The organism is Pseudomonas brassicacearum (assembly GCF_009601685.2).
In the GTDB taxonomy this organism is placed as follows: Bacteria; Pseudomonadota; Gammaproteobacteria; order Pseudomonadales; family Pseudomonadaceae; genus Aquipseudomonas; species Aquipseudomonas kilonensis_B.
The window spans coordinates 2,507,908-2,534,029 of record NZ_CP045701.2 but is presented as its reverse complement, the minus strand read 5'-3'; the positions used below and the strand labels follow the sequence as shown (position 1 = coordinate 2,534,029).

General features: G+C 61.4%; 24 protein-coding genes and 3 pseudogenes. 9 read left to right on the top strand and 18 right to left on the bottom strand.

Annotated elements, in window-relative coordinates; genetic code table 11:
• Positions 1 to 21 precede the first annotated feature (21 nt).
• The 3 genes from GFU70_RS11165 to GFU70_RS11155 form a co-directional block, all read right to left on the bottom strand.
• Positions 22 to 1,326: a CitMHS family transporter gene (locus GFU70_RS11165; RefSeq protein WP_058542736.1), complete on the bottom strand. Its 1,305-nt coding sequence runs from the start codon at positions 1,324 to 1,326 to the stop codon at positions 22 to 24.
• Between the two features lie 140 nt (positions 1,327 to 1,466).
• Positions 1,467 to 2,792, bottom strand: coding sequence for a dicarboxylate/amino acid:cation symporter (locus GFU70_RS11160; protein ID WP_064106797.1), 1,326 nt, complete (start codon positions 2,790 to 2,792; stop codon positions 1,467 to 1,469).
• A gap of 41 nt (positions 2,793 to 2,833) precedes the next feature.
• Positions 2,834 to 3,916 carry a 4-oxalomesaconate tautomerase gene (locus tag GFU70_RS11155; protein ID WP_153388032.1) on the bottom strand — a complete coding sequence of 361 codons (1,083 nt, stop codon included), beginning with the start codon at positions 3,914 to 3,916 and terminating at the stop codon, positions 2,834 to 2,836.
• A 170-nt stretch (positions 3,917 to 4,086) separates the two neighbouring features.
• On the opposite strand from GFU70_RS11155, the gene GFU70_RS11150 reads away from it, so the two are divergent.
• A complete protein-coding gene (locus GFU70_RS11150) occupies positions 4,087 to 4,977 on the top strand; it encodes a LysR family transcriptional regulator (protein WP_003200706.1) in 891 nt (296 codons plus the stop codon).
• On the opposite strand, the pseudogene GFU70_RS28705 reads toward GFU70_RS11150, so the two are convergent.
• Positions 4,902 to 5,090, bottom strand: a pseudogene (locus GFU70_RS28705) (MFS transporter); the annotation flags it as partial. The gene GFU70_RS11150 and the pseudogene GFU70_RS28705 overlap by 76 nt on opposite strands.
• Before the next feature lie 231 nt (positions 5,091 to 5,321).
• Here GFU70_RS28705 and GFU70_RS11145 point away from each other — a divergent pair.
• Positions 5,322 to 5,426, top strand: a pseudogene (locus tag GFU70_RS11145) (winged helix-turn-helix transcriptional regulator); the annotation flags it as partial.
• 147 nt (positions 5,427 to 5,573) lie between these two features.
• Here GFU70_RS11145 and GFU70_RS11140 read toward each other — a convergent pair.
• The 9 genes and pseudogenes from GFU70_RS11140 to GFU70_RS11100 all read right to left on the bottom strand — a co-directional run bounded on the left by GFU70_RS11140 (position 5,574) and on the right by GFU70_RS11100 (position 12,246).
• Positions 5,574 to 5,756 carry a YceK/YidQ family lipoprotein gene (locus GFU70_RS11140; protein ID WP_226921101.1) on the bottom strand — a complete coding sequence of 61 codons (183 nt, stop codon included), beginning with the start codon at positions 5,754 to 5,756 and terminating at the stop codon, positions 5,574 to 5,576.
• A gap of 37 nt (positions 5,757 to 5,793) precedes the next feature.
• Positions 5,794 to 6,843, bottom strand: a complete 1,050-nt coding sequence (locus tag GFU70_RS11135) for a M28 family peptidase (RefSeq protein WP_193034303.1) — start codon at positions 6,841 to 6,843, stop codon at positions 5,794 to 5,796.
• Positions 6,844 to 6,951: 108 nt separating this feature from the next.
• A pseudogene (locus GFU70_RS11130) lies at positions 6,952 to 7,125 on the bottom strand (DSD1 family PLP-dependent enzyme); the annotation flags it as partial.
• A gap of 135 nt (positions 7,126 to 7,260) precedes the next feature.
• Positions 7,261 to 8,142 (bottom strand): alpha/beta fold hydrolase, encoded by an 882-nt coding sequence (locus GFU70_RS11125; RefSeq protein ID WP_153388030.1) that lies wholly within the window; start codon positions 8,140 to 8,142, stop codon positions 7,261 to 7,263.
• Complete coding sequence (locus GFU70_RS11120) at positions 8,129 to 9,034, bottom strand: DMT family transporter (protein WP_058546250.1); 906 nt, start codon at positions 9,032 to 9,034, stop codon at positions 8,129 to 8,131. Before GFU70_RS11120 ends, GFU70_RS11125 begins: the two co-directional genes overlap by 14 nt.
• 5 nt (positions 9,035 to 9,039) lie before the next feature.
• Complete coding sequence (locus tag GFU70_RS11115) at positions 9,040 to 9,651, bottom strand: flavodoxin family protein (RefSeq protein ID WP_116642506.1); 612 nt, start codon at positions 9,649 to 9,651, stop codon at positions 9,040 to 9,042.
• Between the two features lie 3 nt (positions 9,652 to 9,654).
• Complete coding sequence (locus GFU70_RS11110) at positions 9,655 to 10,338, bottom strand: iron-containing redox enzyme family protein (RefSeq protein WP_058546251.1); 684 nt, start codon at positions 10,336 to 10,338, stop codon at positions 9,655 to 9,657.
• Between the two features lies 1 nt (position 10,339).
• Positions 10,340 to 10,885, bottom strand: coding sequence for a hypothetical protein (locus tag GFU70_RS11105; RefSeq protein ID WP_058546252.1), 546 nt, complete (start codon positions 10,883 to 10,885; stop codon positions 10,340 to 10,342).
• A gap of 8 nt (positions 10,886 to 10,893) precedes the next feature.
• Positions 10,894 to 12,246, bottom strand: coding sequence for a phenylacetate--CoA ligase family protein (locus GFU70_RS11100; RefSeq protein WP_058546253.1), 1,353 nt, complete (start codon positions 12,244 to 12,246; stop codon positions 10,894 to 10,896).
• Between the two features lie 656 nt (positions 12,247 to 12,902).
• Between GFU70_RS11100 and GFU70_RS11095 the strand changes: the two genes are divergently transcribed.
• From GFU70_RS11095 to GFU70_RS11085, 3 genes are all read left to right on the top strand, one after another.
• Positions 12,903 to 14,372, top strand: a complete 1,470-nt coding sequence (locus tag GFU70_RS11095) for an anthranilate synthase component I family protein (protein WP_153388029.1) — start codon at positions 12,903 to 12,905, stop codon at positions 14,370 to 14,372.
• Positions 14,369 to 14,953 carry an anthranilate synthase component II gene (locus GFU70_RS11090; RefSeq protein WP_153388028.1) on the top strand — a complete coding sequence of 195 codons (585 nt, stop codon included), beginning with the start codon at positions 14,369 to 14,371 and terminating at the stop codon, positions 14,951 to 14,953. The genes GFU70_RS11095 and GFU70_RS11090 overlap by 4 nt, the downstream gene beginning before the upstream one ends.
• A gap of 79 nt (positions 14,954 to 15,032) precedes the next feature.
• Positions 15,033 to 15,851 (top strand): autoinducer binding domain-containing protein, encoded by an 819-nt coding sequence (locus GFU70_RS11085; protein WP_153388027.1) that lies wholly within the window; start codon positions 15,033 to 15,035, stop codon positions 15,849 to 15,851.
• On the opposite strand, the gene GFU70_RS11080 is transcribed toward GFU70_RS11085, so the two are convergent.
• Positions 15,790 to 16,803 (bottom strand): AraC family transcriptional regulator, encoded by a 1,014-nt coding sequence (locus GFU70_RS11080; protein ID WP_153388026.1) that lies wholly within the window; start codon positions 16,801 to 16,803, stop codon positions 15,790 to 15,792. The genes GFU70_RS11085 and GFU70_RS11080 overlap by 62 nt on opposite strands.
• A 204-nt stretch (positions 16,804 to 17,007) precedes the next feature.
• Here GFU70_RS11080 and GFU70_RS11075 point away from each other — a divergent pair, with 204 nt between their 5' ends.
• Both GFU70_RS11075 and GFU70_RS11070 read left to right on the top strand, forming a co-directional pair.
• The gene (locus GFU70_RS11075; RefSeq protein ID WP_058546256.1) at positions 17,008 to 17,859 is read left to right on the top strand and encodes a 3-hydroxybutyryl-CoA dehydrogenase; all 852 of its coding nucleotides are present in this window, start codon (positions 17,008 to 17,010) and stop codon (positions 17,857 to 17,859) included.
• Positions 17,846 to 18,466, top strand: coding sequence for a TetR/AcrR family transcriptional regulator (locus tag GFU70_RS11070; protein ID WP_175360220.1), 621 nt, complete (start codon positions 17,846 to 17,848; stop codon positions 18,464 to 18,466). Before GFU70_RS11075 ends, GFU70_RS11070 begins: the two co-directional genes overlap by 14 nt.
• 9 nt (positions 18,467 to 18,475) lie before the next feature.
• Here GFU70_RS11070 and GFU70_RS11065 read toward each other — a convergent pair whose 3' ends face one another.
• Both GFU70_RS11065 and GFU70_RS11060 read right to left on the bottom strand, forming a co-directional pair.
• Positions 18,476 to 19,111, bottom strand: coding sequence for a response regulator transcription factor (locus tag GFU70_RS11065; protein ID WP_058546258.1), 636 nt, complete (start codon positions 19,109 to 19,111; stop codon positions 18,476 to 18,478).
• Positions 19,112 to 19,115: 4 nt separating this feature from the next.
• Complete coding sequence (locus GFU70_RS11060; RefSeq protein ID WP_193034289.1) at positions 19,116 to 21,401, bottom strand: PAS domain S-box protein; 2,286 nt, start codon at positions 21,399 to 21,401, stop codon at positions 19,116 to 19,118.
• Positions 21,402 to 21,639: 238 nt separating this feature from the next.
• Here GFU70_RS11060 and GFU70_RS11055 point away from each other — a divergent pair, with 238 nt between their 5' ends.
• Positions 21,640 to 23,262 carry an acyl-CoA synthetase gene (locus GFU70_RS11055; protein WP_153388025.1) on the top strand — a complete coding sequence of 541 codons (1,623 nt, stop codon included), beginning with the start codon at positions 21,640 to 21,642 and terminating at the stop codon, positions 23,260 to 23,262.
• A gap of 162 nt (positions 23,263 to 23,424) precedes the next feature.
• Complete coding sequence (locus GFU70_RS11050) at positions 23,425 to 25,197, top strand: acyl-CoA dehydrogenase C-terminal domain-containing protein (RefSeq protein ID WP_153388024.1); 1,773 nt, start codon at positions 23,425 to 23,427, stop codon at positions 25,195 to 25,197.
• Between the two features lie 94 nt (positions 25,198 to 25,291).
• Here GFU70_RS11050 and GFU70_RS11045 read toward each other — a convergent pair whose 3' ends face one another.
• Positions 25,292 to 25,723, bottom strand: coding sequence for a flagella synthesis protein FlgN (locus GFU70_RS11045; protein ID WP_153388023.1), 432 nt, complete (start codon positions 25,721 to 25,723; stop codon positions 25,292 to 25,294).
• A gap of 39 nt (positions 25,724 to 25,762) precedes the next feature.
• Positions 25,763 to 26,059 carry a flagellar biosynthesis anti-sigma factor FlgM gene (locus tag GFU70_RS11040; RefSeq protein ID WP_058546263.1) on the bottom strand — a complete coding sequence of 99 codons (297 nt, stop codon included), beginning with the start codon at positions 26,057 to 26,059 and terminating at the stop codon, positions 25,763 to 25,765.
• Between the last annotated feature and the right edge of the window lie 63 nt (positions 26,060 to 26,122).

Here is a 26,122-nt window from a genome sequence, read left to right as displayed (position 1 = left end):
AACCAAGACGTGTCGGGTGAATCAGGAAAACAGCGTCAGCGCCCCGGTCAGCAGGGCCAGTGCGGTAATCACCACGGACGTGAGCACCGCCCATTTGACGGTGGCTTTCTGGAAGTCGCCAAGGTCGCGGTCGACCATGCCCACCAGCAACAAGGTCGAGGCCACCAGCGGGCTCATCAGGTGCACCGGCTGGCCAAGAATGGACGCCCGGGCAATTTCGATCGGATCAATACCGTAGGCGGCAGCGGCATTGGCCAGGATCGGCACGACACCGAAGTAGTAGGCATCGTTGGACAATACGAAGGTCAGCGGCATGCTGGTAATCGCCACCACCAGCGGGAACAGATGCCCCCAGGACGGCGGAATCCAGTCCACCAGGGTCTGTGCCAACGCATCGACCATTTTTGTCCCGGAGAAAATCCCGGCGAAGATGCCCGCGGCAAACACCAGCAGGACCACGGCCATGGCGTTGCCCGAGTGGGCGAGAATGCGTTCCTTCTGAATGTCCAGCTGCGGATAGTTGATCATCAGCGCCAGGACGAAACCGATCAGGAACAGGATCGCCGAGTGCATGAGCCCCATCACCAGCGCGACCATCACCGCGACCACCAGCAGCAGGTTGACGTAGGCCAGTTTCGGACGTTTGTGTGGGGTGTCTTCCATGATCGCGTTGATGTAGCAATTACCACCACCGCTTTGCAGCTGGACGTTGCCGATGCGCTTGCGCTCGGCACGGCCCAACAGGAACGCCGTGAACACCACCCACATCGCACCACCAATCATGGTTGGCAGCAACGGCACGAAATACTCACCGGCATCCAGGCCCAGCGCTGCGATCGCACGGGTCGCCGGACCACCCCAAGGGGTCATGCCGCTCATGATGCTCAAGGAGAGCATGGAAACAGTCGCCAGGATCATCGGGTTCATGCCGATGCGTTTATACAGCGGCAACATCGCGGCACAAGTGATCATGTAAGTCGTCGTGCCGTCACCGTCCAGCGCCACCAACAACGACAGCAGCGCAGTGCCCACGGCGATCTTCATCGGGTCTCCATTGACCCGCTTGAGGATCTTGCGGATCAGCGGGTCGAACAGACCGGCGTCGATCATCAGGCCGAAAAACAGGATCGCGAACAACAGCAATGCCGCCGACGGCGCGACCATTTTCAGGCCGTCCAACATCATCTTGCCGGTGGTCCCGCCAAAACCGCCGAGCACGGCAAAGACGATGGGCACCACCGTCAGGGCGACGATCGGTGACAACCTTTTGGTCATTATCAGGAAGGTGAAGACCACCACCATGGCCAAGCCAAGTAAAGCGAGCATAAGTCAGATCTCTTGTTGTTATGAGTAGCTTGGCTGACATCCAGGCACACGTCCTCCAACCCGCCAGGCTACACGCAACAATATGCCTGGCGCAGGTAGTGAGTGAGCTGATGCGCTGCTGTCGAGTCAGCTGTGAGCGGCTAGATGTGGTTGCCGACCTTCGTGCCGTCCCAGGCGGGGTCCGTTGCCTGAGTCTGCGTCAGGGCGGGCTTGCCATCCAGGGTCTGTAGCAGGACTTCGCGGTCGCAGGCATTCTCCGACAGGGAGATCACCACGGTCGCGACGGCGTTGCTCGCCAGGCTGGTCAACGCCCGCGCTTCGGACATGAACCGGTCGATCCCGATCAACAGGGCCAGACCCGCCAGGGGAATGTCGTGGATGACCGTCAGGGTCGAGGCCAGGGCGACAAACCCGCTGCCGGTCACACCCGCGGCCCCCTTTGACGACAGCAGCATGATCGCCAGCATGGTAATGACCTGGGTCAGCGTCAGGTCGATGTTGCAGGCCTGGGCAATGAAGATCGCCGCCAGCGACAGATAGATCGCCGTGCCGTCGAGGTTGAACGAGTAACCTGTGGGCAGCACCAGCCCCACTACCCCTTTCTTGCACCCCAGGGCCTGGAGTTTCTCCAGCATCCGCGGCATCACCGGTTCGGTCGAGGACGTTCCCAGCACCACCAGGAATTCTTCACGCAGATACCGCAACAGCTTCCACAGGCTGAAACCATGTGCGCGGCAAATGCTGCCCAGCACTACGAAGACGAAGAAGGCGCAGGCGATATACAAAGTCATGATCAGCTTGGCCAGTGAGCCCAACGACGTGATGCCGTACTGCCCCACCGTGAAGGCCAAGGCCCCGAAAGCGCCGATCGGAGCGAAACGCATCAGGTAGGAGAAAATCTTGAAGACCATGTGCGAAGCTGATTCCAAGACCTCCAGCACCGGCTTGCCGCGCTCGCCCAAGGACGACAGGGCAAAACCGCAGAGCACCGCGATAAACAGCACCGGCAACACCTCGCCTTTATTGAAGGCGCCGATGAAGGTGTCGGGAATGATGTGCATGAAGAAGTCCACCACGCTCAGTTTCGCGGCGGAGTCGGTGTACTGCGACAATCCTTGGGTGCTCAACTGGGTCGGGTCGATGTTCATGCCGGCACCGGGCTTGAACAGGTAGACCGACACCAGGCCGATGACCAGGCTGATCATCGTCAGCGCCAGGAACAGCAACATGGTCTTGCTCAACAAGCGCCCCAGCGAGCGCTTGTCGCTCATGCCGGCGATGCCAGTGACAATGGTGCAAAACACCACCGGCGCGATCATCATCTTGATCAACTTGATGAAGGCATCACCCAGCGGCTTCAAGGCAATCGCCTGTTGCGACCAGAAGTGCCCAACGATAACGCCCAGCAGTACGGCGCAGATGATCTGGAAGTAGAGCGATTTAACAACTTTCATGGCATCACCCATTTTTAGAATTGTTCTGATGCAAACGACCCTGACTGTCTGGACTATCCGGCCAGCCGGTGGGGCGCCGTGGCGTAGACGAAACCTGAGAAAAGCCGGCGCGCGGTACGCACCACCGAGGCGCGAATGGTCTCACCCTTCTCGCCGGTGTAAGACAACACGACATCGATGCCGCCGCTGGGGTGCTCGATACGAACCTGCTGCAAGCGCGGCTCGCCGATGGTGCCGAGCAACTGCGCAACGACGCTGCCCTCGGTCACGCACGCGGTGGCCAAGCCGATGGAGCCGGTGATCGCCAGGGCACGGTGACAGTTGTGCGGCATGAAATAACGCACCTGGACCGTCCCGCCAGACTTGGCTGGAGATACCAGTACCGGCTTGGGAATGACCTTGTCACTGACATCACCCAAGCCCATGGCCAGGCCGGCTTTCAGCCGCAGGGACTCCAGGCGCTGCAGGAAGGCCTTATCGGCGTCCAGTTCAGCGGGGCTTTCATCGCCACGCTTGCCAAGCTGACTGGCCTGGATGATCACCATCGGCATCGCCATGTCGATACAGGTCACCGGGATGCCATCGATCAAGTCCTGGACTTGTCCGGTCGGGAAGAGCTTCCCCGTCTTGCTGCCCGCTGCATCGAGAAAGGTCAGTTGCACCGGAGCGGCTGTGCCGGGCACGCCGTCGATGGCGGTGTCGCCTTCATAGCTGACCTTGCCTTCCGGCGTTTGCACGTCGGAATTCACGAAGGTCCCGGTATTGAGGTTGCGAATACGCACCCGGGTCAGGTCACCGGACGGCTTGACCAATCCCTGCTCGATGGCGAATGGGCCGACGGCGCAAAGCATGTTGCCGCAGTTGGGGGCGGTATCGACCCGACGCTGGGAAACCATGACCTGGACGAACAAATAATCGACATCAGCGTCAGGGTGCAGCGATGGACTGACGATCGCCACTTTGCTGGTTTGCGGACTGCCGCCACCGATGCCGTCGATTTCCAGCTCATGGCCGGAGCCCATCAGGTTGAGCAGCAGCTCATCACGTTCGGCGATGGCGACCGGCAGATCCCAGGCGAGAAATACCGGGCCTTTGGACGTACCACCGCGCATTAGCACACAAGGAATTCGCTGCATGTTCACTAACTCTTGTTGATCAATCTGGATAATTGATGCTCTGGACACAAGAGTGGCAGGGTTTGAAAAGTGTTTCCAATGCAAAGATCAGAGCGATTATTGCGTTTCACAAATGAATTACTTTACGATGATTGCCATCGCGCACTGCCTTTCTTCCAGTGAGATAGCACATGGAATATGAGCTTCAAGACATACGATCTTTCGTGAAAATCGCCGAACTGGGCAGTTTCCACGAAGCCGCCGATGCGCTGCACCTGTCGCAACCGGCGTTGAGCCGGCGGATGAAAAAACTTGAGGAAGGCCTGGGAACCGCATTGCTCGATCGCACGACCCGCAAGGTCAGCCTGACAAGCGTCGGGCGTGATTTCCTGCCCAAGGCGCGGCGCCTGCTGGATGATTTCGATGACTCGATTCTCAACATCCGCGAGCTGGCGGAGCGCCAGATCGGCCGGGTGACCTTGGCGTGCATCCCCACGGCGGCCTTCTATTTCCTGCCTTCGGTGATTCGCCTCTATAACGAGCGCTACCCGAAAATCCGCATCCGTCTGCTCGACCTCAGTGCCAACGAAGGGCTCGAAGCTGTATTGCGCGGCGAAGCCGACTTCGGCATCAACATGATGAGCGGCCAGCACCCGGACATCGAGTTCGTGCCCCTGGTCAACGAACCCTTTGTGCTGGCCTGCCGGCGCGATCATGAACTGGCTGAACGCAGCGCGGTTACCTGGTCGGAACTCAGTGATTATCGGCTGATCGGCGTTGGTCGCCTGAGCGGCAACCGCATGCTGCTGGACCACGCACTGTCGGGCCTGAGCTGGCGCCCGCAATGGTTTTACGAAGTGCAGCACTTGTCGACGTCGTTGGGGCTGGTCGAGGCTGGCCTTGGCGTGTCGGCGATGCCCAGCCTGGCAATGCCGGCCGGGGATCATCCAACGCTGGTCAGCGTGCCGCTGATCGAGCCGGTGGTAAACCGCTCGCTGGGCCTGGTCTACCGCCGGGGCGCCTCGCTCTCCCCTGCTGCGGAGAAGTTCGTCTCGATCCTGCTTGAGCAGTGGCCGCAATGAAGCGAAAGCCTCCACACCGCCGACGCGGCGAGGCTGATCAACGCGCCTAGCAGGCAGACCGCCATCCACCCCCACAGCGCATAAACCTGGGTCGCGGTCGCCGCGCCCAGTGCGATCAGGGAGGTCCGGCGAAAGCCCCGCACATTGGTCGTCACTCAAGGAACACGATGCCCCCTGTAGGAGCTGCCGAAGGCTGCGATCTTTTGATCTTTCCCTGGGGATTCATGTGTCAGGGGAAAGATCGCAGCCTCGCTTCGCTCGACAGCTCACGAGTGCATGCGCCCCCACCAGGATGCTTTCCCGAGACATTGACCGGACTTGCGATCCTTTTTTCAGATGGAAAACGCGACGCACTCGACGACATTCGCCGCTTCAGCGAATTTCAAAAGAGCCTGGGCGTGGCCAAGAACATTCTGGCTTCGCGACTCAAAGCGTTGGTCGAGGTCGGGGGGGCGACCCGCATCAGATGAACCGTGGAACAACTGCAGGCGATCCTGGGGCGTCCGTTGCGCACCTACGACAACTTCGTCCGCGAGACCATTGCCGGGGTTTGAACAGCTGGAGCGAGGAAGCGGGTTCGAATCATGTAGAGAGGCCTACTCCTCGGCAGGCCTCATATGAAAAATCGTATAAGGCAGGATCAGCGTATCGGCGACGATGCTGAAAGGAAGGTCGACGACGGCAAACGGTGCCAGCGCGCGTAAATACACGTCGTTGTCATTCGTCGAGATTTCGTTGGCCTTGGCGCACCCGCCCAGCATCGGCTTCGGTGCAGCCATTCTGGCGATGCGTCGGCCCACCGCTTAGGAAATACTTTCACGTACCCTGTACCAGGTATTCCGTGAGGGTCGCCGCACACGCAACGATTCCTTCATGGAGCACCATTTCAAACCCATGGGTATTCTCCGTTGGAATGGCGATGCACCCCACTCGCGCCGCCACTCCAGCGCTCATGATGGCACTGGCGTCGGAGGCGAAATCCACCAGAAGGGCAACTTGTGGGTCATATCCCGAGCGCTGTGCTGCCTTGATCAGGGCGTCCACGACAGAGCGGGTGTAATAGCCTTTCTGGTCCCCGGTATTGATGATCGGGTCTGCCGATAAAACCGTTCCGTACTCTTCCAGTACTGGCCCCACCTCTACAGCAATGGTGGTGTCCCCCGGCACGCGGGCAGCGGCATAGAGCGCACCGGCGTTGGATTCCTCCTCAAGCGTCGTGCAGACGAACCAGACGTCTTGCTTGAGCTCATGCCGGCGGTTTTTCAAGTGCTGTGCTGTTGTGATCAGTGCCGCCAAGGGCGCCCTGTCATCCAGGAAGTGGGCGGCGACTGAATCTTTCACTAAGAACGGCTGACGCCAGTGCCGGCTAAGCACCACGCGTACGCCGGGTCGGACACCGGCTTGGGCCAGTTCCTGCGGCGAACATCGGGTGATGACATGGACATCGCTCCACTTCACTGCCCCCGAAAGGACATCGCGCCCCTGCGCCGAACCACCACTGTTGTGCATGGAGCCATAAGACAGTACGCCGGGCAGGTATTGGGTATCGCCAAGTATGTCTACCGGACAAACGCCGAAGCAAATGGGCTGGGCACCGCCCAGTGCCACGACCTCCAGATTACCGTCGTGCCTTACTTTCTTCACGATCATGGCAATTTCATCAAGGTGAGCCATGACCCTGATGGGCGGTGCTTGCGAAGAATCACCCATAGCCTTGATCAGGCCCCTGACATTGCCTGCCTCGTCGACAGATATCTCATCGCAGTGCTTGCCCAGCTCCCTGACGCATATTTCCCGAACCTCGTCTTCCTGCCCGCCGGGACCGCGGGCCAGGAGCAATTCTTCGAGCAAGGGCTGAATGTCCATTGAAGGCATCGGTTCTTTTCCTGTCACGACGCTTGAAAAGCGTAGACCGCCTCCTCTGTTCATCCGTTCAAATTCGGCAGACGCCCAGGCACGAGGGGCAGATCCAATTCAGTACACAGGCCAGGTTTCAACAATCTTCCCGCCGCGCACGGCCAGCAAATCGCCAAATTGCAGCAGCACGGATTCCGTCTGGGTCGGTCGTAAAAACACCTGGTCTTCAACATTCAGCCCTACGGTGGGTGAGCCGTTGACCATTTCCTGATTGGGGCTGCGACCATAGAGCGTGACGGATTGCTTGACCACATTGATATTGTGATCGAGCCGGTCGAGGTCAATCAGCATCACGGGGCACATCGGCCCACGGATTTTCAGCGCCTGGTTCAGCGCGCGGAAGTATTCGTCGTAAGGCTGCCCCGATCACTCGGACGTTGCAATGAACCGTGTGATGGCTGCCACTACATCAGCGCCTCGTTCAAGGTAGGGCACATGCCCGGAGTCCTCGATGAACTCGCCGCGCGCATCGGGCAGTTGCTGGAGCAGGTTCTCCAGGGTCGCCGGCAGGAATACCTGGTCATGCCGCCCCCAGATCACGAGCGTCTTCGAAGCAATTTGTGGCAGCCGCTCGAGCAGCACGTCCAGGCCCTCCCGGCGCAAATCCTCGACGACCCGCTGCACCGCGGCAAACCTCGACCTGCCGCTGGCCGCCATGGCCTTGGCCAAGCGCCCTCCTACCTCGGGCGGCGCCTTGAACACCAGGTTCCAGAAGTGCTTCATCTCTTCGACCGTACGATAGCCAAACACCGTCCCCGCCCCTTGCAGGCTGGCCTTTAATGTGGGACCTAGCGCTTGCTCGCCCAGACCGGCAGGCGCCAGCAAGACCAGGTGGCTGACACGCTGCGGATGTTTGGCGGCATACAGGCCGGCCACGCACCCACCCAAAGAGCTGCCGACCAGCACGAAGGGGCCCTCGACGAGCGTTTCCAGCAAGCCTTCGAGCTCCGCCAGCATTGCTTGTGGTCCAAAGCCTGCACCCGCCTCGTACACGGATTGGCCATGCCCCGGCAAGTCGACGAAAACGCAATGGTTATGGCGCGCCATGCCCAGCATCGCAGGGCCCCACTGATCTTTGCTCGCGCCCAGGCCATGGAGCATGACCAGCGTCGTCCGCGGGTGCCGTGCAGGGCTTTGCAGATAAGCCAGGCGCCCATTCGTACCGGTGTGCCAGCGCAGCTTCAAACCGAACTGCCAGCGGTGGACCAGGCGCAAGGTGCCGAGCAGCAGTCGATCAACGCGGTTCATCCGCCACTCCTTGTCCTTTGCTACCGGTCTTGAGGAAGAATCTTGCCGGCAGGCGCAGTTGGCATAGCGCCACACCTGACAGCGTCAACACGGCGCCGATCACCAGGCGCTGGCTGAAACCTTCGGCGAGCATGACCTGGCTGACAGCAATCGCGAACACCGGCACCAGGAGCAGGTACGGGCTCAGTTGCTGCATCGAGTTGCGGCCGAGCAACCAGAACCACAGGCCGAACCCCAACAGACCGCCACTGAGCGCGGTGTAGAGCACCGCCCACCACGCTTGGGCGCTGGCCGTGTAGACGCGTGCCCATTGCTCGCCTTCCTGGACAAAGGACCACAGCAACAGTTGCGGTGCGGCGATGACCGCCGTCCAGGCACTCAAGGCCAGCGGATCCAGGGGCCCGAGACGCTTGGTCAACACTGACCCGGCAGCGAATGCCAAGGCCGCCAGCGCCACCAGCAACATACCGATGAAGGTCCCACCCGCCGATGGCGTGGCCAGTAGCACCAGGACACCGGCGAACGCCAGCAGGATGCCCGCCAGGAGCCGCAGTTTCAGGACTTCGCCCAATAACGCGAATGCCAGGACGAGGGTAAACGGTGCCGCCAGTTGATAGATGATCGCCGAGGTAGAGGCGTCTACCCGGGCGATACCGCAATACAGCAAACCGAAATGCAAGGTCCCGGTAATCGTGGCGATCAGGGCCACGGACGCGAACTGTTCACGCTTGACGCGCTTGAGCAGCGGCAGCAGAAACAGCGCCATGATCGCGTAGCGCATGGCGACCATGAGGATAGGCGGCAACTCGGCGCCGCCGATTTTCACTGCGGTAACCTGCGCGCCCCAGAGAAACGCGACCAGTAACGCGAGCAATGAATCTTTCAATGGCATGACAGTTATCCCTTCTGAAATTGAATGGGCCGCAGGATTCTTTCCGGCTTGCCCGTCGCAAGTGCCGGGGGGTTAAGTCGACAGTGATGCTCGCAGAGCCGATCGAGTGTCTCGCGCAGGGCCTGTTCCGCTTCGGGATCGTGGGCCAGTTGGGTCTGGAAGCACGGCGGAAATCCCGAGCCGACCAGAATCATTTTGTTGAGCAGCACGTTCAGCGCGACCTGGGAGAAAACCGCCGTGTGTCCATAGCGTCGGCCGACGACCGCAATCGCCGCGAGCTTGTCGCGCAGCGGACGCTCCCGTGGCCGCAGGAAGCCATAGCCGACTCGTTCCAGAAACGCCTGGAAGCGGCTGTTGGTGCCGTAGGCGTGCATGACGGGGAGATAGAGCACCGCATCGGCGCGATCCAGCCGCGCCACCAACTGCCCGACATCGTCCTGCACTTGGCAGTCCTGGTCGGAACAGGCGTTGTCGGCGTCGCAGTAGTCGATCCGGTAATCCTTGAGCCAGATGTCATCGACCGCGACCTCCTCGCCCAGGTGGCGGCGCACCAGCGCCACCACCCGTGCACTGACACCACCAGGTCGGCTTGACCCGACAATGATGGTCAGATTCATGATTCAGGACGCCTCCCGCAACCCTTCTTCGCCAGCCAGGTAGGCACGCAAAGCCTCTTCCATCAACTGCCCGGTCAGCCACAACGTGACGCGGGCCACTTCCTTGATCTGGCGACGATCCTCCTCGGTCTTCACCGCACGCTGCATCGCCATACGCACTTCCTCGGCGTGCTTCTCGTCGATGGTCGAGTGGGCGACGAAGAAGGTCATCTGCTCATCCTTCAAGCCCAGGTCGGCACGGAACCGCTCCAGGATCGGTTGGATGTGCTCGTAGACGTCCTCGGCCCAGTAGCTGTAGCCCAGGCGAGCGATCGGCCCCTTGCGGATAGCCACATCGTTGAGAAAGGCGATCAGTGCCTGGGTCGGCGCCAGGGGCGCCGGCATGGCCTGCGGCAGCAGCCCGACCGACTCCAGGTCACGCAGCACCATGCGCTCGTGGCCCAACTCTTCCAAGGCGTGCTTGTAGACGAAGCGCAACAGCGTCGTGTCCTCTGGATCGGCACTGTAGGCACAGGCGGCCTGGTTCACCGAGTTGTAGCGGGTGTAGTGGTAGACCTGCAGCATGAGCTGTTGGTAGAGGGCTGGCGGCGTCGGGTTGTCCAGGCTGAATTTCCAGTAGGCGCCCTGCTTGATCTGGGCCCAGCCCGCTTCGACGATAGCGTCGAGTTCCTTGAAGAATGCTTGCATTTCAATTGGCTCCTTTAACATTGAGGTAAACACTTTCGAGTTCCAGGTACACGAGGCTGTAGCGCCGCTCGACCTGTTCCCCGGTCCAGGTAACGTCATCCACCAGCACGCGCCCGCCCAGGCCGACATAGAGCGCAGCCAATTGGCCGCGGCACAGTGCCGAGATGAATCGCAGGTGGGTGTTGGCTTTCAGCCAAATGGCCGCTTGCAGGAGAAACAGGCGCAGGTGCCGCCCGCCCCGGTATCGCTCGTCCAGCACCAGGCGATTGGCATCGAAGGCATCCGTCGATTGTTCGAAATAGGCCTGCACGTCGACCGCTCGCTCGACGAAGCTCAGGCCATGCCCCAGCGGGGTGACGCGCAACGTCCCGACCACTTCGTCCTTGTCCAGGTAGACCAGGTGATAGGACAAGGCATCACGCACCTGCTCCCTTCGCTCGAAGTCATCCTCCCGTGCCGGGTTGGTCCCCAGGTAGCGACTCCTGAGGTGCCTGACGGACTCGAACAGCTCATTGGCGTGGTCGATCACGCGAACAGACAGGCTCATCGCTGACCTCACTGGCCTTGACGCTGGTCGACGATGCGCGCTTCTTTCCAGCTGAACCAACTGCCAAGGTTCACGTGCTCGGCCAGATCGCCCACCACCATGACCGTGGCATCGACCCCCAGCCGTTCGCGCAGGCGCTCCTTGATCAGCAGCACCAGGCGCCCACGATCGCCCTCGAAGAAGCGCGACATTTCCAGCTTGGCGATGACGGTGTCGCGATCATTGGCGCGACTGAGGATGATCTGGTAGCCAAGGCATTGTTCGACGCCTTCAAGCAGCGCCTGCTCGATCTGTGCGGCCGAGAAGGCGCGATCGTTCAGTTGCACGGCATCCTTCACCCGACCGACGACCTTGACGGTCTGGCGCATCGATTGCCCATAGCCGGGGCGCGACTGGATCGAGACCAGGTCGCCCGTGCGGTAGCGAATCAACGGCTTGCTGCCAGGGATCAGCATGGTCACGCACAACTCACCGTCGCCGGTGTCGCCCAGGCTTTCCCCGGATTTGGGATCGAGCACTTCGATGATGTAGTTGAGGCGATGAGGCACCAACTGGTCGTTGGCGTTGCAGGCCGCGATGATCATCGCCTCCTGGGAGCCATACAGGCTGTTGTAGGCCTGCGCGCCCCACAGGCTGTAGAGGTTGTTCTTCAACGCAGGCGTGCACAGCTCGCCGCTCATCATGAACGCACGCAGGGCGAAGTCCTCGCGTGGGTTCAAGCCTTGGCGCTCGGCTTCCTTGGCCATGGCCAGCAACAGCCCCGGCGCCGATGCGAGCACGCCGATCCGCAGGTCCTTGAGCAGTTGCAGTGCCTTGGGCCAACCGATCACCGGCGAGTGCGGCCAGATCTTGGCATTGCACAGGTCGAGCTGGGTGCAGACATCGCCCAGGGTGTCACCAAAGGAATGGACCTCGGTTGGCCCCATGATGCCGACCACGGTCTTTTCGCCCGGAAAATGCTTTTCGATCACGGCCTGGTAGGCCATCGCCAGCTGGCGATTGCTCGCATAGCTTTCCTTGCGGTCCCGCGGGCATGGCGTGGCGGGCCCGGTGGTCCCCGTGGTCTCGTAATAGAAGATGCTGTCTTCCAGCGGGCCGGACAAGATGTCGAAGCCTGCCTCGCGCAGATCATCCTTGGTCGTGAATGGCAAGGTGGCGAGCTCATCCAAGGTCAGCGAACGCTCGTCGACCTGGGCAAGGTGCCTGGAATAGAACGGCGAAGACCGCTTCACGTGGCCGATCACTTCCCGTAACTGTTCCTGGTGCCAGGCCGCCAGCGCCGTGTCGCTGAGGACGTCGGTCCAATAGGCCTGATGAATCGGATCGTACCGCTTCTTGAATGTCTCTAAATGCTCTTTCATTTCAGCCGCTCAGGTTTGATGGGTTACTGGAACTCAACGGCCGCTACGTTAGTAACAGAACTTACAAATACCCAGCTGCGCTATTGCACAGTTGTGCGCGCACCCGTTTCTTGTTAAAAGCACGCGCGGTTACATACGCGTAGGGATAGCGCTTCGCCCCGTCGCTATTCAGAAATGCATGAAAGATTAATATTCCCTCAGCAGTTGACAGCCCTAGGGCACGCTGGTAATTTCGCCGCACTGCCAATTATTCCCGCAGTGCTTAGCCAAGACTGGGATGTCTAAAAATGTACTATCACCTTTCTGCTATCAGTTCCTCCCACAGCTATCCCGACAGCTGTTCCCGGGCCATTCTGGCCATCTTCAAAAGCAATATCTGGCGTCGCTAATCCAGCGAAGACCGGAGCCTGTCTGCTGCTTGCCAGCAACGTCCTGATCTTTCCCCACTGAATCGAAGGCGCTCGCGCCTTGTGCCCTGCGCTTCGCCTGGCTGCAATCCATTGCACGCCTCGTAGTGCGCACGACATGAAAAGCGTCCGCCCCGTCTATTCAGGATATCCGTCAACACGTATTTAAAGTGCCTGCGCGCTTTATATTCCCGTGGCGCTCTCTTAATGGAGTGCCTGAATCGTTGCACCTTGAAAATGGTATTAACCGTGAATAAAAATTTAATTGGCGTGAATGTTCTTCGTCGCGAAGAACGTCGACCTACGGATGCACTTGGCATATATGCAAATGCATTGGAACAACTGGGTCGCGAGTCTGTTTTCATTCTTGAATCACTGTCCGGCCCAAGCCGCGATCGCCGGGCGACGATCATCGGCCTCGAACCGCTTTTCGAAGTGTGTATCGATGAGGGCCAGGCCCAACTGCGAGGCTGCCCCGCCCTGTGTGAACATTTGTCCGCCAGCCTGCGGCAAGCGGGCATGCAGGTCGATCAGGAACACAAGATCCATCTACCCGACAGCGAGGCAGCGTGGAACCTGCTCCGGGCTATCCAGGCAACGTTCCAGCCTGCGTCCAATGCCCCTGCCAGCCTGGCCTTCTTCGGCTATTTCTCCTACGACTGCGTTCGCCTGATCGAGCGACTTCCCGATCTGGCCAAACAGACCTACGACTACCCGCTCATTGCCCTGTCGGTCTATCAGACCCTGGTTTATTTCCACAGCAACGGCATCGTCGAAACCCTGATCAACAACCACGATCTGTGGTCACCCCGTACGTTGGAGGACTACCCTTTCCTGAGCACAACCCCGGCATCCGAGGCGCTGGCTCCACTACCGTACCCTGAGGCCTTCGAGGAAGAGCGCACGGTGACGCCGGAGCAATTCGTCGAGCGTGTCGAAGTGGCGATGGAGCACATCCGCGCCGGCGACGTCTACCAGATCCAGCTCGGCCATGAGATTCGCATCCGCTCGCAGGTTTCGCCGTTCGATGTGTACCAGAACCTGCGCCTGCGCAACCCTTCCCCCTATATGTACCTGGCCCACGTGGGCGGCATCGACCTGATCGGCGCCAGTCCCGAGCTGTTCGTCAGGATCAAGGACGACTTGATCGAGATGCGCCCGATCGCCGGCACCGTGGGCAAGAAGCCTGGCGTCGATCCGACTGAATTGGTCCTGGAGCTGACCCGCTCCGAGAAGGAGCGCGCCGAACACCTGATGCTCATCGACCTGTGTCGCAACGATATCGGTCGCGTGTGCCAGGCCGGCTCGCTGGAAGTCGATGAGTTCATGCTGGTGGAAGAGTACTCGCACCTCTACCACATGGTGTCGAACGTTCGCGGCTTGCTGCGCCCGGGCCTGGATGCCTACGACGTGATCAAGGCATCGTTCCCCGCGGGCACCATGTCCGGCGCGCCCAAGGTCAGGGCGATGGAGCTGATCGAGGGGATGGAGAGCAACCGCCGCGGCATTTATGCCGGGGCCCTTGGCCTGGTCGGCTTCGATGGCAGCGTCAACACCGCCTTGTGCATTCGCTCCACGGTCTTCGACGAGGGTACGTACCACTTGCGTGCATCCGCCGGCGTGGTGGCCGATTCGGTACCTGAACTTGAGTGGAAAGAGACGCTGTACAAGATGGGTTCCGTCTACCGGGCGGTGACCGGCCAGGAGATCGCACTGTGAAAGTATTCTTGATCGACGCCTATGACAGCTTCGTCTTCATCATCAGCCAGTACCTGGAACAACTGGGGCTGGAAACCCACGTCGAGCGTCACGACGTACCAGACCTCATCCAGCGCATTGAAGCGTTCTCGCCGGATTTCTGCGTGCTGGGCCCTGGGCCCGGGCATCCGGCCGATGTGGGCTACATCGAAGTGATCAAGCACTTTCAGGGGCGCCTGCCGTTGTTGGGCGTGTGCCTGGGTCACCAGGCCATCGGCCTGGCCTTCGGTGCCCAGGTTTGCCGGGCTCCGCACGTGATGCATGGCAAGGTGAGCACGATCGAGAACGATGGCAAGGGCGTCTATGACCACACGCAAGCACAGGCGATACGGGCGACCCGCTACCACTCGTTGATGATCAGCGACCAGCCGTTACCCGACTGCCTGGAGATCACCTCCAGGTCCACGGACGACGGCTATGTCATGGGCGTGCGCCATCGCCACCTGCCGGTGGAGGGCGTGCAGTTCCACCCAGAAAGCATCCTCACCGAAAACGGCCTGGACCTGTTCCGCAGTTTCATCCGGTGTTACGTGCACAAGTAATCCACTCGGAAGGGGCATGCGCCCCTTCTTTCCCGTGCTCCGACTGCTTCATTCCTGCTAGAACTAGAGCGATCCGTTTATGGACAAACACCACTCCCCCGCCTGCGGCCGGACCCAGGCCGAGCGTGCCGCTACGCTGACCGCCTTCACGAGCCTCGCCAAGGATGCCAACCGTTGCGATTGGGAGCGCCTGTTGAACAAAGTGCTGCGCCAACTCGGCTTCGGCAGCTACCTCATCAGCCTGGGGCCGATAGCGCCCAGGGATACCGACCCCCTCGCCGGCCTCATCACCACCTTTCCCAAACACTGGCTGGAACACTACCGCTGTGACGGGCTGATCGAGATCGACCCGATCCTCAGGCACTGTCGACGCGAACTGGTGCCGCTTTTCTGGGACAGCGAACGACGGCGCGCCCGGGGACGCTCCCGGCACTTCTGGGAGCAACGCGAGCAACACGGCCTGCGAAGCGGCGTGAGTATCCCGCTGCGCTACGAAATGCTCAGGGGAACCCTGAGCGTGGCCTTCGACGACACACAGATCACCGAACAGAAGGGATTTTCCAACCCCGCCGTTTATCAACTGTTCATGCTCATTCCCTACCTGCTCGCCGGGATACGACATCAGTTGCACCGGCCTGCCCAACCGCGCCAGGACCTGACGCCCAAGGAAATGGACTGCCTGTACTGGGCCAGCGAAGGCAAGACCACCTGGGAAATCAGCCACATCCTGACCTGTTCCGAACGCACCATCGATTTCCACCTGCTCAATGCGCGACGCAAGCTGGGTTCGGTAAGCCGCCAACAGGCCGTCAGTGCTGCGGTGGCCTGTGGGTTGGTCATGCCGACCGCTGGAAGCGTGCGCGATAGCGACCGGGGCTTTCGCCGGTCCATTTCTTGAAGGCACGATGGAAGGCGCTGGGCTCCTGAAAGCCAGTCCGCTCGGCGATGTCACTGATGCTGCTGTCGGTCTGGCGCAGCAGCTCGACGGCCAGCCCACGGCGGACCTCGTCCTTGATTTCCTGGAACGAACTCCCTTCGCGCTCCAAGCGTCGACGCAAGGTGCTGGGACTCATCCGCAGGTCACTGGCGAAGGCTTCCAGGGTGGGCCACTGGCTGTAATGGCTGTGGCGCAGGCACTGATGAAGCCGGGTAGCCAGGCCATGCTGATTGCGAAAACGGATCACCAGCCATTGAGGCGCACTGCGCAGAAATACCTTGAGGGAGGCCAGGTCCTGAACAACTGGCAAGCGCAGGTAGCGGCTGGCGAATTCGATTTCCGTGCGCTCGGCGCCAAAGCTCAGGTTGGGGCCCCAGAGCAACGCATCGTCACTGAGGGACAGGCGCGACTGACGAAAGTCCGCGCGATCGATGGGAATGCGCCGCCCGCCCAACCAGCACAGCAGGCTGATCATCAGCACAAGGAACGTTTCCTCACCAAAACGGCAGGCAACGGGATCCGCCGAGCACGTTTGTAGACTGATCACCGCCCTTTTGCCGCGCACGCTGAGGCTGCCGCGAAAATCCCGCAGGAACAATCCGAAGTTGCCCAGGCACTGGCGCAGGGCCTTGCCCAGGTCGGGCTCCTGAATCAACCCCCGGCAAATCAGGGCAAAACTGCCGACCGGCATGCCGTGGGAATCCAGCTGGAAGAACTCGTCCTGCAGTTCGCGAATCTGAATCAGCCACAACGCGGCAAATGCACTCGCTGAAACCCTGGCCTCAGGCTGCCCCAGCAACGCCGGGTCGATGCCGGCCTCGGCCAGTATCGCCGCCAGCCGTTGAGGCTGGTCCCGCAGCGCATGGATCATGGTGTGCACGAAGTAGACCGCGACCGAATCCTTTTCCCGCATAAACCCAGTTTCCCCCACTTCCCCGATGGCAAAAAACGCCAGCATCGCTGAACAGTTATGGCATAGGCCCACCCAACGGCGACCTCTAGACTGGCGGCATTAAGGGGGCACGGCGCACCATCTGTCGAGCCCCTCCGGCGGACCGCGTCCAGGGCCGGCCAGTGGCTGCACGCTGGGGCGCGCTTGAAAAAGGAAACACCCCACATGCATCTGCACACAATCGGCGTGATCGGCGCCGGCACCATGGGCAACGGCATTGCACAGGTCTGCGCCCTGGCCGGCTTCGAAGTGACCTTGCTGGACATTTCCACCAGCGCCCTGGAAAAAGCCCTCGCCACCGTGGCCAAGAACCTCGACCGGCAAATCGCCAAGCAGACCCTGAGCCAAGCGCAGAAGAACCTCGCCCTGGACAAGATTCGCACCAGCACCGACTACGCCAGCCTGGCCGGCGCACAAATGGTGATCGAGGCCGCCACCGAGAACCTCGACCTGAAACTGCGACTGCTGCAACAGGTCGCATCTCAAGTCGGCAGCGACTGCGTGATCGCGTCCAACACCTCCTCCCTCTCGATCACCCAACTGGCCGCCGGCGTCAGTCATCCAGAGCGTTTTATCGGCCTGCACTTCTTCAACCCGGTGCCGGTGATGGGCCTGATCGAAGTGATTCGTGGCCTGCAGACCCACGACGCGACCCACGCCCTGGCCCTGGAAATGGCCCGGCGACTGGGCAAGACCGCGATCACTGCCGGCAACCGCCCAGGCTTCGTGGTCAACCGGATCCTGGTGCCGATGATCAACGAAGCCATCCTGGTCTTCCAGGAAGGCCTGGCCAGCGCCGAAGATATCGACGCGGGCATGCGCCTGGGCTGCAACCAGCCCATCGGGCCGCTGGCACTGGCGGACCTGATCGGCCTGGACACCTTGCTGGCCATCCTGGAGGCCTTCTACGAAGGCTTCAACGACAGCAAATATCGCCCCGCTCCATTGCTCAAGGAAATGGTCGCCGCCGGCTACCTGGGACGCAAGTCCGGGCGGGGTTTCCATGCCTATGGCTGAGCGTTGCTCACGCTTCGCCGAAAGCCGGGACAAGGCCCTGGAACTGTTCGCCAGCAAGGGCTTCGGCCAGGTCGGCATGCGGGAGCTGGCGAGCCACCTGGGGCTGACACCCGGCTCGCTGTATCACCATTACCCAAGCAAGCAGCACCTGCTGGCCGATCTGATCGAGGAGTTTTTCGAAGAGCTGCTGGCCACGCTCGGACGCATTGAACAGCAACCCCGGGACAAGCGCGGCAACCTGCAACGGTTGATCCGCATTCACCTCAAGCTGCACCGGGAGATGCCCTGGCATTTTCGCCTGGTGGAGCGCGACAGCGGGTGCCTCAACCTCGAGCAACAACAGCGGGTGCAGCATTTACGCGAGCAATACGAACGGCAGCTGTTGCTGATGCTGGGTGCTCCTCGGCGCCTCCCCTCCCGGGCAATAGCCGCGGCCGGCCACGCCATTGCCAGCCTGCTCAACAGCGCGCCCAGTTGGCTGGCGCACCAACCCCTGGAGCAGCACGAACATGATGAGTTGCTGGAGAACCTGCTCGCTGGTGCCATAGAACGGGTGTTGGCGTCCAAGATCGCCGCCGAACCGACATTGCGCGTCACCGCGGCCTGAGCCAAGCCATCAGCGCAGCTGCAACGGATCGACCAGGCCTGCGACAATCGCCATGCCCACCAGCTGCGGCAGGTTCTCGGCGCCCATGCGCTTCATGACCCGGGAACGATAGAGGTCGATGGTCCTGACATTGACCCCAAGCTGATCGGCGATTTCCCGGTTGGTGTAGCCCTGGACCAGAGGCAGCAACACGTCGTTTTCCCTCGGGGTCAAGCTCTGTAGCCGCGCCTGCACTCGCGCCTGGCCCGCGCTGACGGTCTGGCTGTCGTCGGCCAGGCTCAAGGCCTGTTGCACGCTGTCGAGCAGCAACTGTTCGTTGTAGGGCTTTTCGATGAAATCATGGGCCCCGGCCTTGAACGCCCGCACCACAATCGGCACATCGGCATGCCCACTGACGAAGATCACCGGCAGGCGCAGCCCGCGGTTGCGCATCTCTTCCTGTACGTTGAGCCCCCCCATGCCTGGCATGCGCACATCCAGCAGCACGCACCCATTGAGCGGGTTGTCGCAAGCCTCGAGAAACTCCCGGCCACTGGTGAACGAGAGGGCCTTGAGGCCCACGGACTCCAGCAGCCAGACTGTCGAGTCGAGCATGCCTTGGTCATCGTCGACCACATACACCACCTGCTGCGCCACACTCACCATTGTTTTACTCCTCTTGTTGTCGGGCCAAGCCGGCCAGGGTCGGCGCCGGCAAGTTGCAGCGCATCTGCAAGCCCACGGCCAAAGGCCGGGCCTGCAACTCGCCACCAAAACCTTCGATGATGCTGCGACTCATGGACAGCCCCAACCCCAAGCCGTTGACCTTGCTGGAATAGAACGGGGTGAAAATCTGCTCCAGTTGCGCCGTCGGCACGCCGTGTCCCTGGTCGCTGACGCTGACCTGCATCCCGCCGTCAGCCCCAGGCTCGACCGCCAGGACGATCTGTGACGGCTGGCCGGGATGAGCCTCGCGATTGGCCTCGATGGCGTTGCGCAGCAGGTTGAGCAGCACCTGCTCCAGCAACACCCGGTCGGCGTAGACCAGCGGCAGATTATCCGGCAACCGCTCCACGATCTCCACCTGGCAACTGTTCGCTTCCCAGAGGCACAGGCGCGTGGTTGCCCGGGCAACGTCACTGAGGTCCAAGGCCTCCATGCGGCGGCGGCCTTTACGCAGGAAGGCGCGCAGACGCTTGATCACCTCCGATGCGTGATTGGCGTGCACGGCGATTCGCTCCAGCCCCTGGGCCACCTTTTCGGCGGCCTCGGAATGACTGCCCAGGGTCTGCAAATAGCGCTGGCTGGCGTTGGCATAATTGACCACCGCCGCCAGTGGCTGATTCATCTCATGGGCAATGCCCGAGGCCAGTTCACCAAGGGTCACCAGGCGCGCCGTGTGGGCCAGTTCGTCTTGATGATGACGCTGCTGGGCTTCACGCAACTCCCGTTCGGACTGGTCATGGGCCACCAGCGAATAGAAACGCTCGCCACTGGCCGCGCGATGGGCCAGAAGCATCAGCGACACCGGCACCGAAGCACCTCCGGCCGGCGGTTGCAGCCGAGCCTCGATGCTCCAGCGGCCGCTGCGCTCGGCATAATCCCAGCCCTCCTGTTCCAGGCTGTCCAGCACCTCGGCGCTGAGAAAGGCATCCAGCATTGGCAGGCTGTGTTGCGCATCCAGTCCAAGGGTGCGGCGCGCCGCCGGGTTGAGGTAGGTCACCGCGCCATCGGGCTGGATGAACAGCACCGGGTCGGTGTTGGCTTCCACCACCTCTGCCAGACGACGCTTGTTTTCTTCGGCCTGGACCCGCGCGGTAATGTCCCGGGACACGCTGACCACTTCAACCACCGCGCCGGTGTAGGTTTCGCGAATGGCTCGGCACGCGGTCTCGAACCACAGGTAGTGGCCGTCGCGATGGCGAATGCGGTAGGTCATGGTGTGATAGCCGTCCTGCTCCAGGGCATCGCGGGTGCGTTGCATCAGGCCGGCCTGGTCCTGCCGGTGAAACAGCGTGTGGGCCTGGCGCCCATGCAGCTCCTGCGGCCAATAGCCGAGCAAGGTCCAAGAGGCCAGTGACGCATCGAGGAAGCAGCCGTCCGGGGTATGGCGGGAAATCAGGTCGGTGGTGTTTTCGGTGATCAGCCGGTACAGGCGTCGCGCCTTGGCCGACTCGCGCTCAGCGAGGATCTGTGCGGTGGCCTGGCGACAGCGGGCCAGCACACGATTGGCCTTGGGGTCGGGAATGAACGTCCAGATCAGGATCTGCTCGGCAACCTGCACCTCCACGTTCTCGATGGCTCGCTGCTGGGTCAGACAGGCCTGGACCAGGTGCGCGTGGCTGACCGGCAACAGGCTCGAGGCATCGGCCAACGACAGCTGTTCGAGCAGCGCCATCAGCGCCTCATTGAGCTCCAGCGGTCGGCCTCGCGAATCAAGCAATGCACTTGGCTGCGGGTCATGGCCGAGCAGCGGCGAATCGCGCAACTGGCCGCTGACACTGGCCAATAGCAGGCTCAGTAATTCGTGCACCGCCACCAGCCAGTCCTGACCCACTTCGGGCTGTAGCTCAACCAGCAGCAAGCCTTGCTGCCCCGGCTGCAGGGCCAACGCCAGGACCTGACCATGCTCGAGGGCCGCGCGGCGCAGACGACCGGCCAGCCAGCAATCGAGCTGACGCACCTGCGCCAGTTCCAGCCGCTCCTCGTCCTGCAAGCGCTGGAAAAGTGCCCGGTCACTGCTTTGCAAAGCTTCACCAAAGCCCGGCGGCAAATGCCGGGCACGGCCTTCATGCCGATAGATGCCACTTGGCGCATGCCAGCTCAGGTAGACCGCCCGGCGGATTTGCGCACAATCCTGCAAGGCCCGGCACAGGGCATCGGCACAAGCCGCCAGGGCCATGCCTTCACGTTGCAGGCGCAACCAGCCGTGCAAGCGAACGGAGGTGGAAATCATCAGAAAACCTGTCGTGAAAATAGGGCGGGCGACATATGGTACATATACTATACAACTCAGGTAGTACTTCCATATCAATCGGCAAACAGTATATAAATTCCCCCGGATAAGTCACCGAGCTTTTCCGTGGTGAACGCGCCTGTCGACAATCGCACTGCGATTGAGCTAGCACCGGCAGCCCGTGACCCCGAGAACCTCGGCCAATAGAGCTAATAATCAGCCACCGGGTACCCCAGCCATGTCCATCTACGAACAAGGTCTTGCGCCAACTGGCGTCAACCACATCGCCCTTACACCCCTGAGCTTCATCGAGCGCACCGCAAGCGTCTATCCCGATTACCCGGCCGTGATCCACGGCTCGATCCGGCGCACCTGGGCCGACACTTACAGTCGCTGCCGGCGCCTCGCCTCAGCCCTGGCCGGTCGCGGCATCGGCAAAAACGACACGGTGGCGGTCATGCTGCCGAACATTCCGGCCATGCTTGAAGCGCACTTCGGTGTGCCGATGATCGGAGCGGTGCTCAATGCCCTCAACGTACGCCTGGATGCCGAAGCCATCGCATTCATGCTGGCCCATGGCGAAGCCAAGGTGTTGATCGCCGACCGTGAGTTCCATGACGTGGTGCAAGCGGCCATCGGCATGCTCGACCACCCGCCCCTGGTGATCGACCTCGACGATCCGGAATATGGCGAAGGCCTGGCGGTCAGTGAACTGGACTACGAGGCGTTTCTTGCCGAGGGCGACCCGGACTTCACCTGGCAGTGGCCAGACGATGAATGGCAGGCCATTTCCCTGAACTACACCTCCGGCACCACCGGCAACCCCAAAGGCGTGGTGTATCACCACCGCGGCGCCTACCTCAATTCCCTCGGCAACCAGATGACGTGGGCCATGGGCAATCACCCGGTGTACCTCTGGACCTTGCCGATGTTCCACTGCAACGGCTGGTGCTATCCCTGGACCGTGACCGTCCTGGCCGGCGTCCATGTGTTCCTGCGCCGGGTCGATCCGCAAAAAATCCTCAACCTGATTCGCGAACATCAGATCACCCACCTTTGCGGTGCGCCCATTGTGCTCAATGCCCTGGTGAACATGCCCGACTCGGCCAAGGCCGCGATCGACCATCCGGTCAGTGCCATGGTTGCAGGAGCGGCACCGCCGGCCAAGGTGATTGGCGCCGTCGAGGAAATGGGCATCAAGGTCACCCACGTCTATGGCCTGACCGAAGTCTACGGGCCGGTGACCCTATGCGCCTGGCACGCGGCCTGGGATGAGCTGCCACTGGAACAGCGAGCCCAGATCAAGGCTCGCCAAGGCGTACGCTACCCGACCCTGGAAGGGGTGATGGTGGCCGATCCAAGGACCCTCGAACCAACCCCACATGACGGCCAGACCATCGGTGAGATTTTCATGCGCGGCAACACCGTGATGAAGGGCTACCTGAAAAACCCCAGCGCCACCGCCGAAGCCTTTGAAGGCGGCTGGTTCCACACCGGCGACTTGGCCGTGACCCATGCCGATGGCTATGTGGAAATCCGCGATCGGCTCAAGGACATCATCATTTCCGGTGGCGAGAACATCTCCACCATCGAACTGGAAGGCGTGCTCTATCGGCATCCGGCGGTGCTGGAAGCCGCCGTGGTGGCCCGTCCTGACGAAAAATGGGGTGAAACACCCTGCGCCTTCATCACCCTCAAATCCGACCATGCAGACGTGCGCGAAGCCGAGATCATCAGCTTCTGTCGCGAGCACCTGGCAGGTTTCAAGGTGCCACGCACGGTGGTCTTCACCCAGTTGCCCAAGACTTCCACCGGCAAGATCCAGAAGTTCGTACTGCGCGACATGGCGAAGAATCTCTAGCCCGACCGCCGAAAAAACCCAGGCATCGCTGACAGACCCGGCCTCTCACCGGCCGTCTCGTGGGCAAGCGAGCACCCGCACGTCAGCGGTGCCTGGGATTGTGATCCGTGAACCGCGCGACTGCGCCATTCCACCTCCTTTCCTTGCATGAGGTTCATTGCAATGCCCGAATTCAACGCCCCGTTGCGCGACATGCGCTTTGTCCTGCACGAAGTCTTCAACGCACCGAACCTGTGGGCCCGCCTGCCCGCGCTGGCGCATACCGTCGACGCCGCCACCGCCGATGCGATTCTCGAAGAAGCCGCCAAGGTCACCCATAGCCTGATCTTTCCACTCAACCGCAGCGGCGACGAGGAAGGTGCCCTGTGGCACGACGGCCAGGTCAGCACGCCGAGCGGTTTCAAGGCGGCGTACTCGACCTACATCGACGGCGGCTGGGTCGGTCTGAGCGGCAACCCGGCCTACGGCGGCATGGGGATGCCAAAGATGCTCGCCGTACAGTTCGAAGAAATGCTCTACGCCGCCAACTCCAGCTTCGCCCTGTACTCGGCGCTGAGTTCCGGCGCCTGCCTGGCCATCGACGCCCATGCCAGCGAAGCACTCAAGGCCCTCTACCTGCCACCGATGTACGAGGGGCGCTGGGCCGGCTCAATGTGCCTGACCGAAGCCCATGCCGGCACCGACCTGGGCATCATTCGCACCCGTGCCGAACCCCAGGCGGATGGCAGTTACCAGATCACCGGCAGCAAGATCTTCATCACCGGCGGCGAGCAGGACCTGACGGAAAACATCATTCACCTGGTCCTGGCCAAGCTGCCGGATGCGCCCGCCGGGCCCAAGGGCATCTCGCTGTTCCTGGTACCGAAAATCTGCGTTGATGCGCAGGGCACGCTCGGGAAAGCCAACGCCGTCAGCTGCGGTTCGATCGAACACAAGATGGGCATCAAGGCCTCAGCCACTTGCGTGATGAATTTCGACGGTGCCAGTGGTTGGCTGATCGGTGAGGCCAACAAGGGGTTGGCGGCGATGTTCACCATGATGAACTACGAGCGGCTGTCCATTGGTATCCAAGGCATTGGCTGCGCCGAAGCCTCGTACCAGAACGCCCGCCGCTATGCCCAGGAACGTATCCAGAGCCGCTCCCCCGCAGGCGCCCAGGCCAAGGACAAGATCGCCGACCCGATCATCGTCCATCCCGACGTACGACGCATGCTGCTCAGCATGAAGGCCATGACCGAAGGCGGCCGGGCCTTCGCCTGCTACGTCGGCCAGCAACTGGACCTGGCCAAGTTCTGCGACCATCCCCAGGAGCGGCTTGATGCAGAAGCCCTGGTGGCCCTGCTGACGCCAGTGGCCAAGGCCTTCTTCACCGACACCGGCCTGGACAGTTGCATCCATGGCCAACAGGTATTCGGCGGCCACGGCTACATCCGCGAATGGGGCCAGGAACAACTGGTACGCGACGTGCGCATCGCTCAAATCTATGAAGGTACCAACGGCATCCAGGCCCTCGACCTGCTGGGACGCAAAGTAGTGGGCAACGGCGGCGTGGCCCTGCGTTTGTTCACCGCTCAGATCCGTGACTTCGCTTATCTGCCCGGCGCCGCCTATGCCGCCGAGCTACTGGACGCCGTGCAACGCCTGGAAAGCCTCAGCGACTGGCTGCAGCAACAGGCCAGCCTCGATCCCCACGCCATCGGCAGCGCCTGCGTCGAGTACCTGCACATGTTCGGCTACGTCGCTTACGCGTACATGTGGGCACGCATGGCCCAGACAGCCGACCACAAACACGCCACAGACCCTACGTTCTATGGCGCCAAGCTGGGCACCGCGCGCTTCTACTTCAGCCGTCTGCTGCCGCGCATCCTCAGCTTGGAACAAAGCATCCGCGCCGGCAGCCCGTCACTGTTGCAACTGCAACCCGAACAGTTCTGAGGCCGGATAACGCCGAACACCTGCACACCCGTCGAGCCCCTGCACAACCTGGTCGACACAGACTTCCCGCCGCGCGGTCAGAATATGCGACGACTTAAACACTGTTGCGCACGGCTCGACCGTCCGGACCGTACAGTTTGTTGCCGACGAGGTTGTTGAGGAAGCTGACGATGCGCTGGTTGTACGTCATGCGCAGGCTGAGGGTCGCGCCATTGGAAGTATTTATTTCTCGGGCGCGCAACGCCAACGCCTGCATTTGCCGCCAGGCAGCCAGACAGTCGGCCTCTTGAGCCGCCCTGAACGCGCCTTTTCGGCCAGGCCCATAGCCGAGTTTCAGTTGCGCCCCATAACGACTGGCCTCCAACTGCTCCAGTTTCTGCAGCGCCACCTGTTTGCTTGCCGTCAGCTCTCTCAGTTTTTCGCCATCGACCCTGGCTTGAGCCAAGGCGCGGCGTTCCTGCTCCAGCAGTTCGACCAACTCCACGATGGCCTGCTGCTGCAACTCCAAATGTTTAACCAGACTCATAGGTACCTGAAACTCATCGGTGTCGGTTTTTCGTATCGCTCAGGCCATATCGCTATCGAGCGTCTCTCTGGCACTCGCCGCCAAGCCTTCATAGATCGACTCCGAGCTGATTTGCAGGGTGCCGCTCTCGATGGCCTGGCGCAGGGCCGCGACTTTTTCCATATCGACATCCGACGCACTTTGAACATCGGCAATGGCACTGATACTGGAGACCTGCACGCCGTCATCGAGCGGCGCGTCCAGCGTCTGGAGCTCGGTTCGTTGCGAGCTGGTGCCGGGCACTTTGCTGTCGGTCGGCGCAAGGGTATTGGTCAGGTTAGCGCTTATGATTTTCACGTTAGAGGCTTCGTTGGCTGTTGTTGGGTCACTATCGGCAATCGAGAAGGCAAACTTTGACCG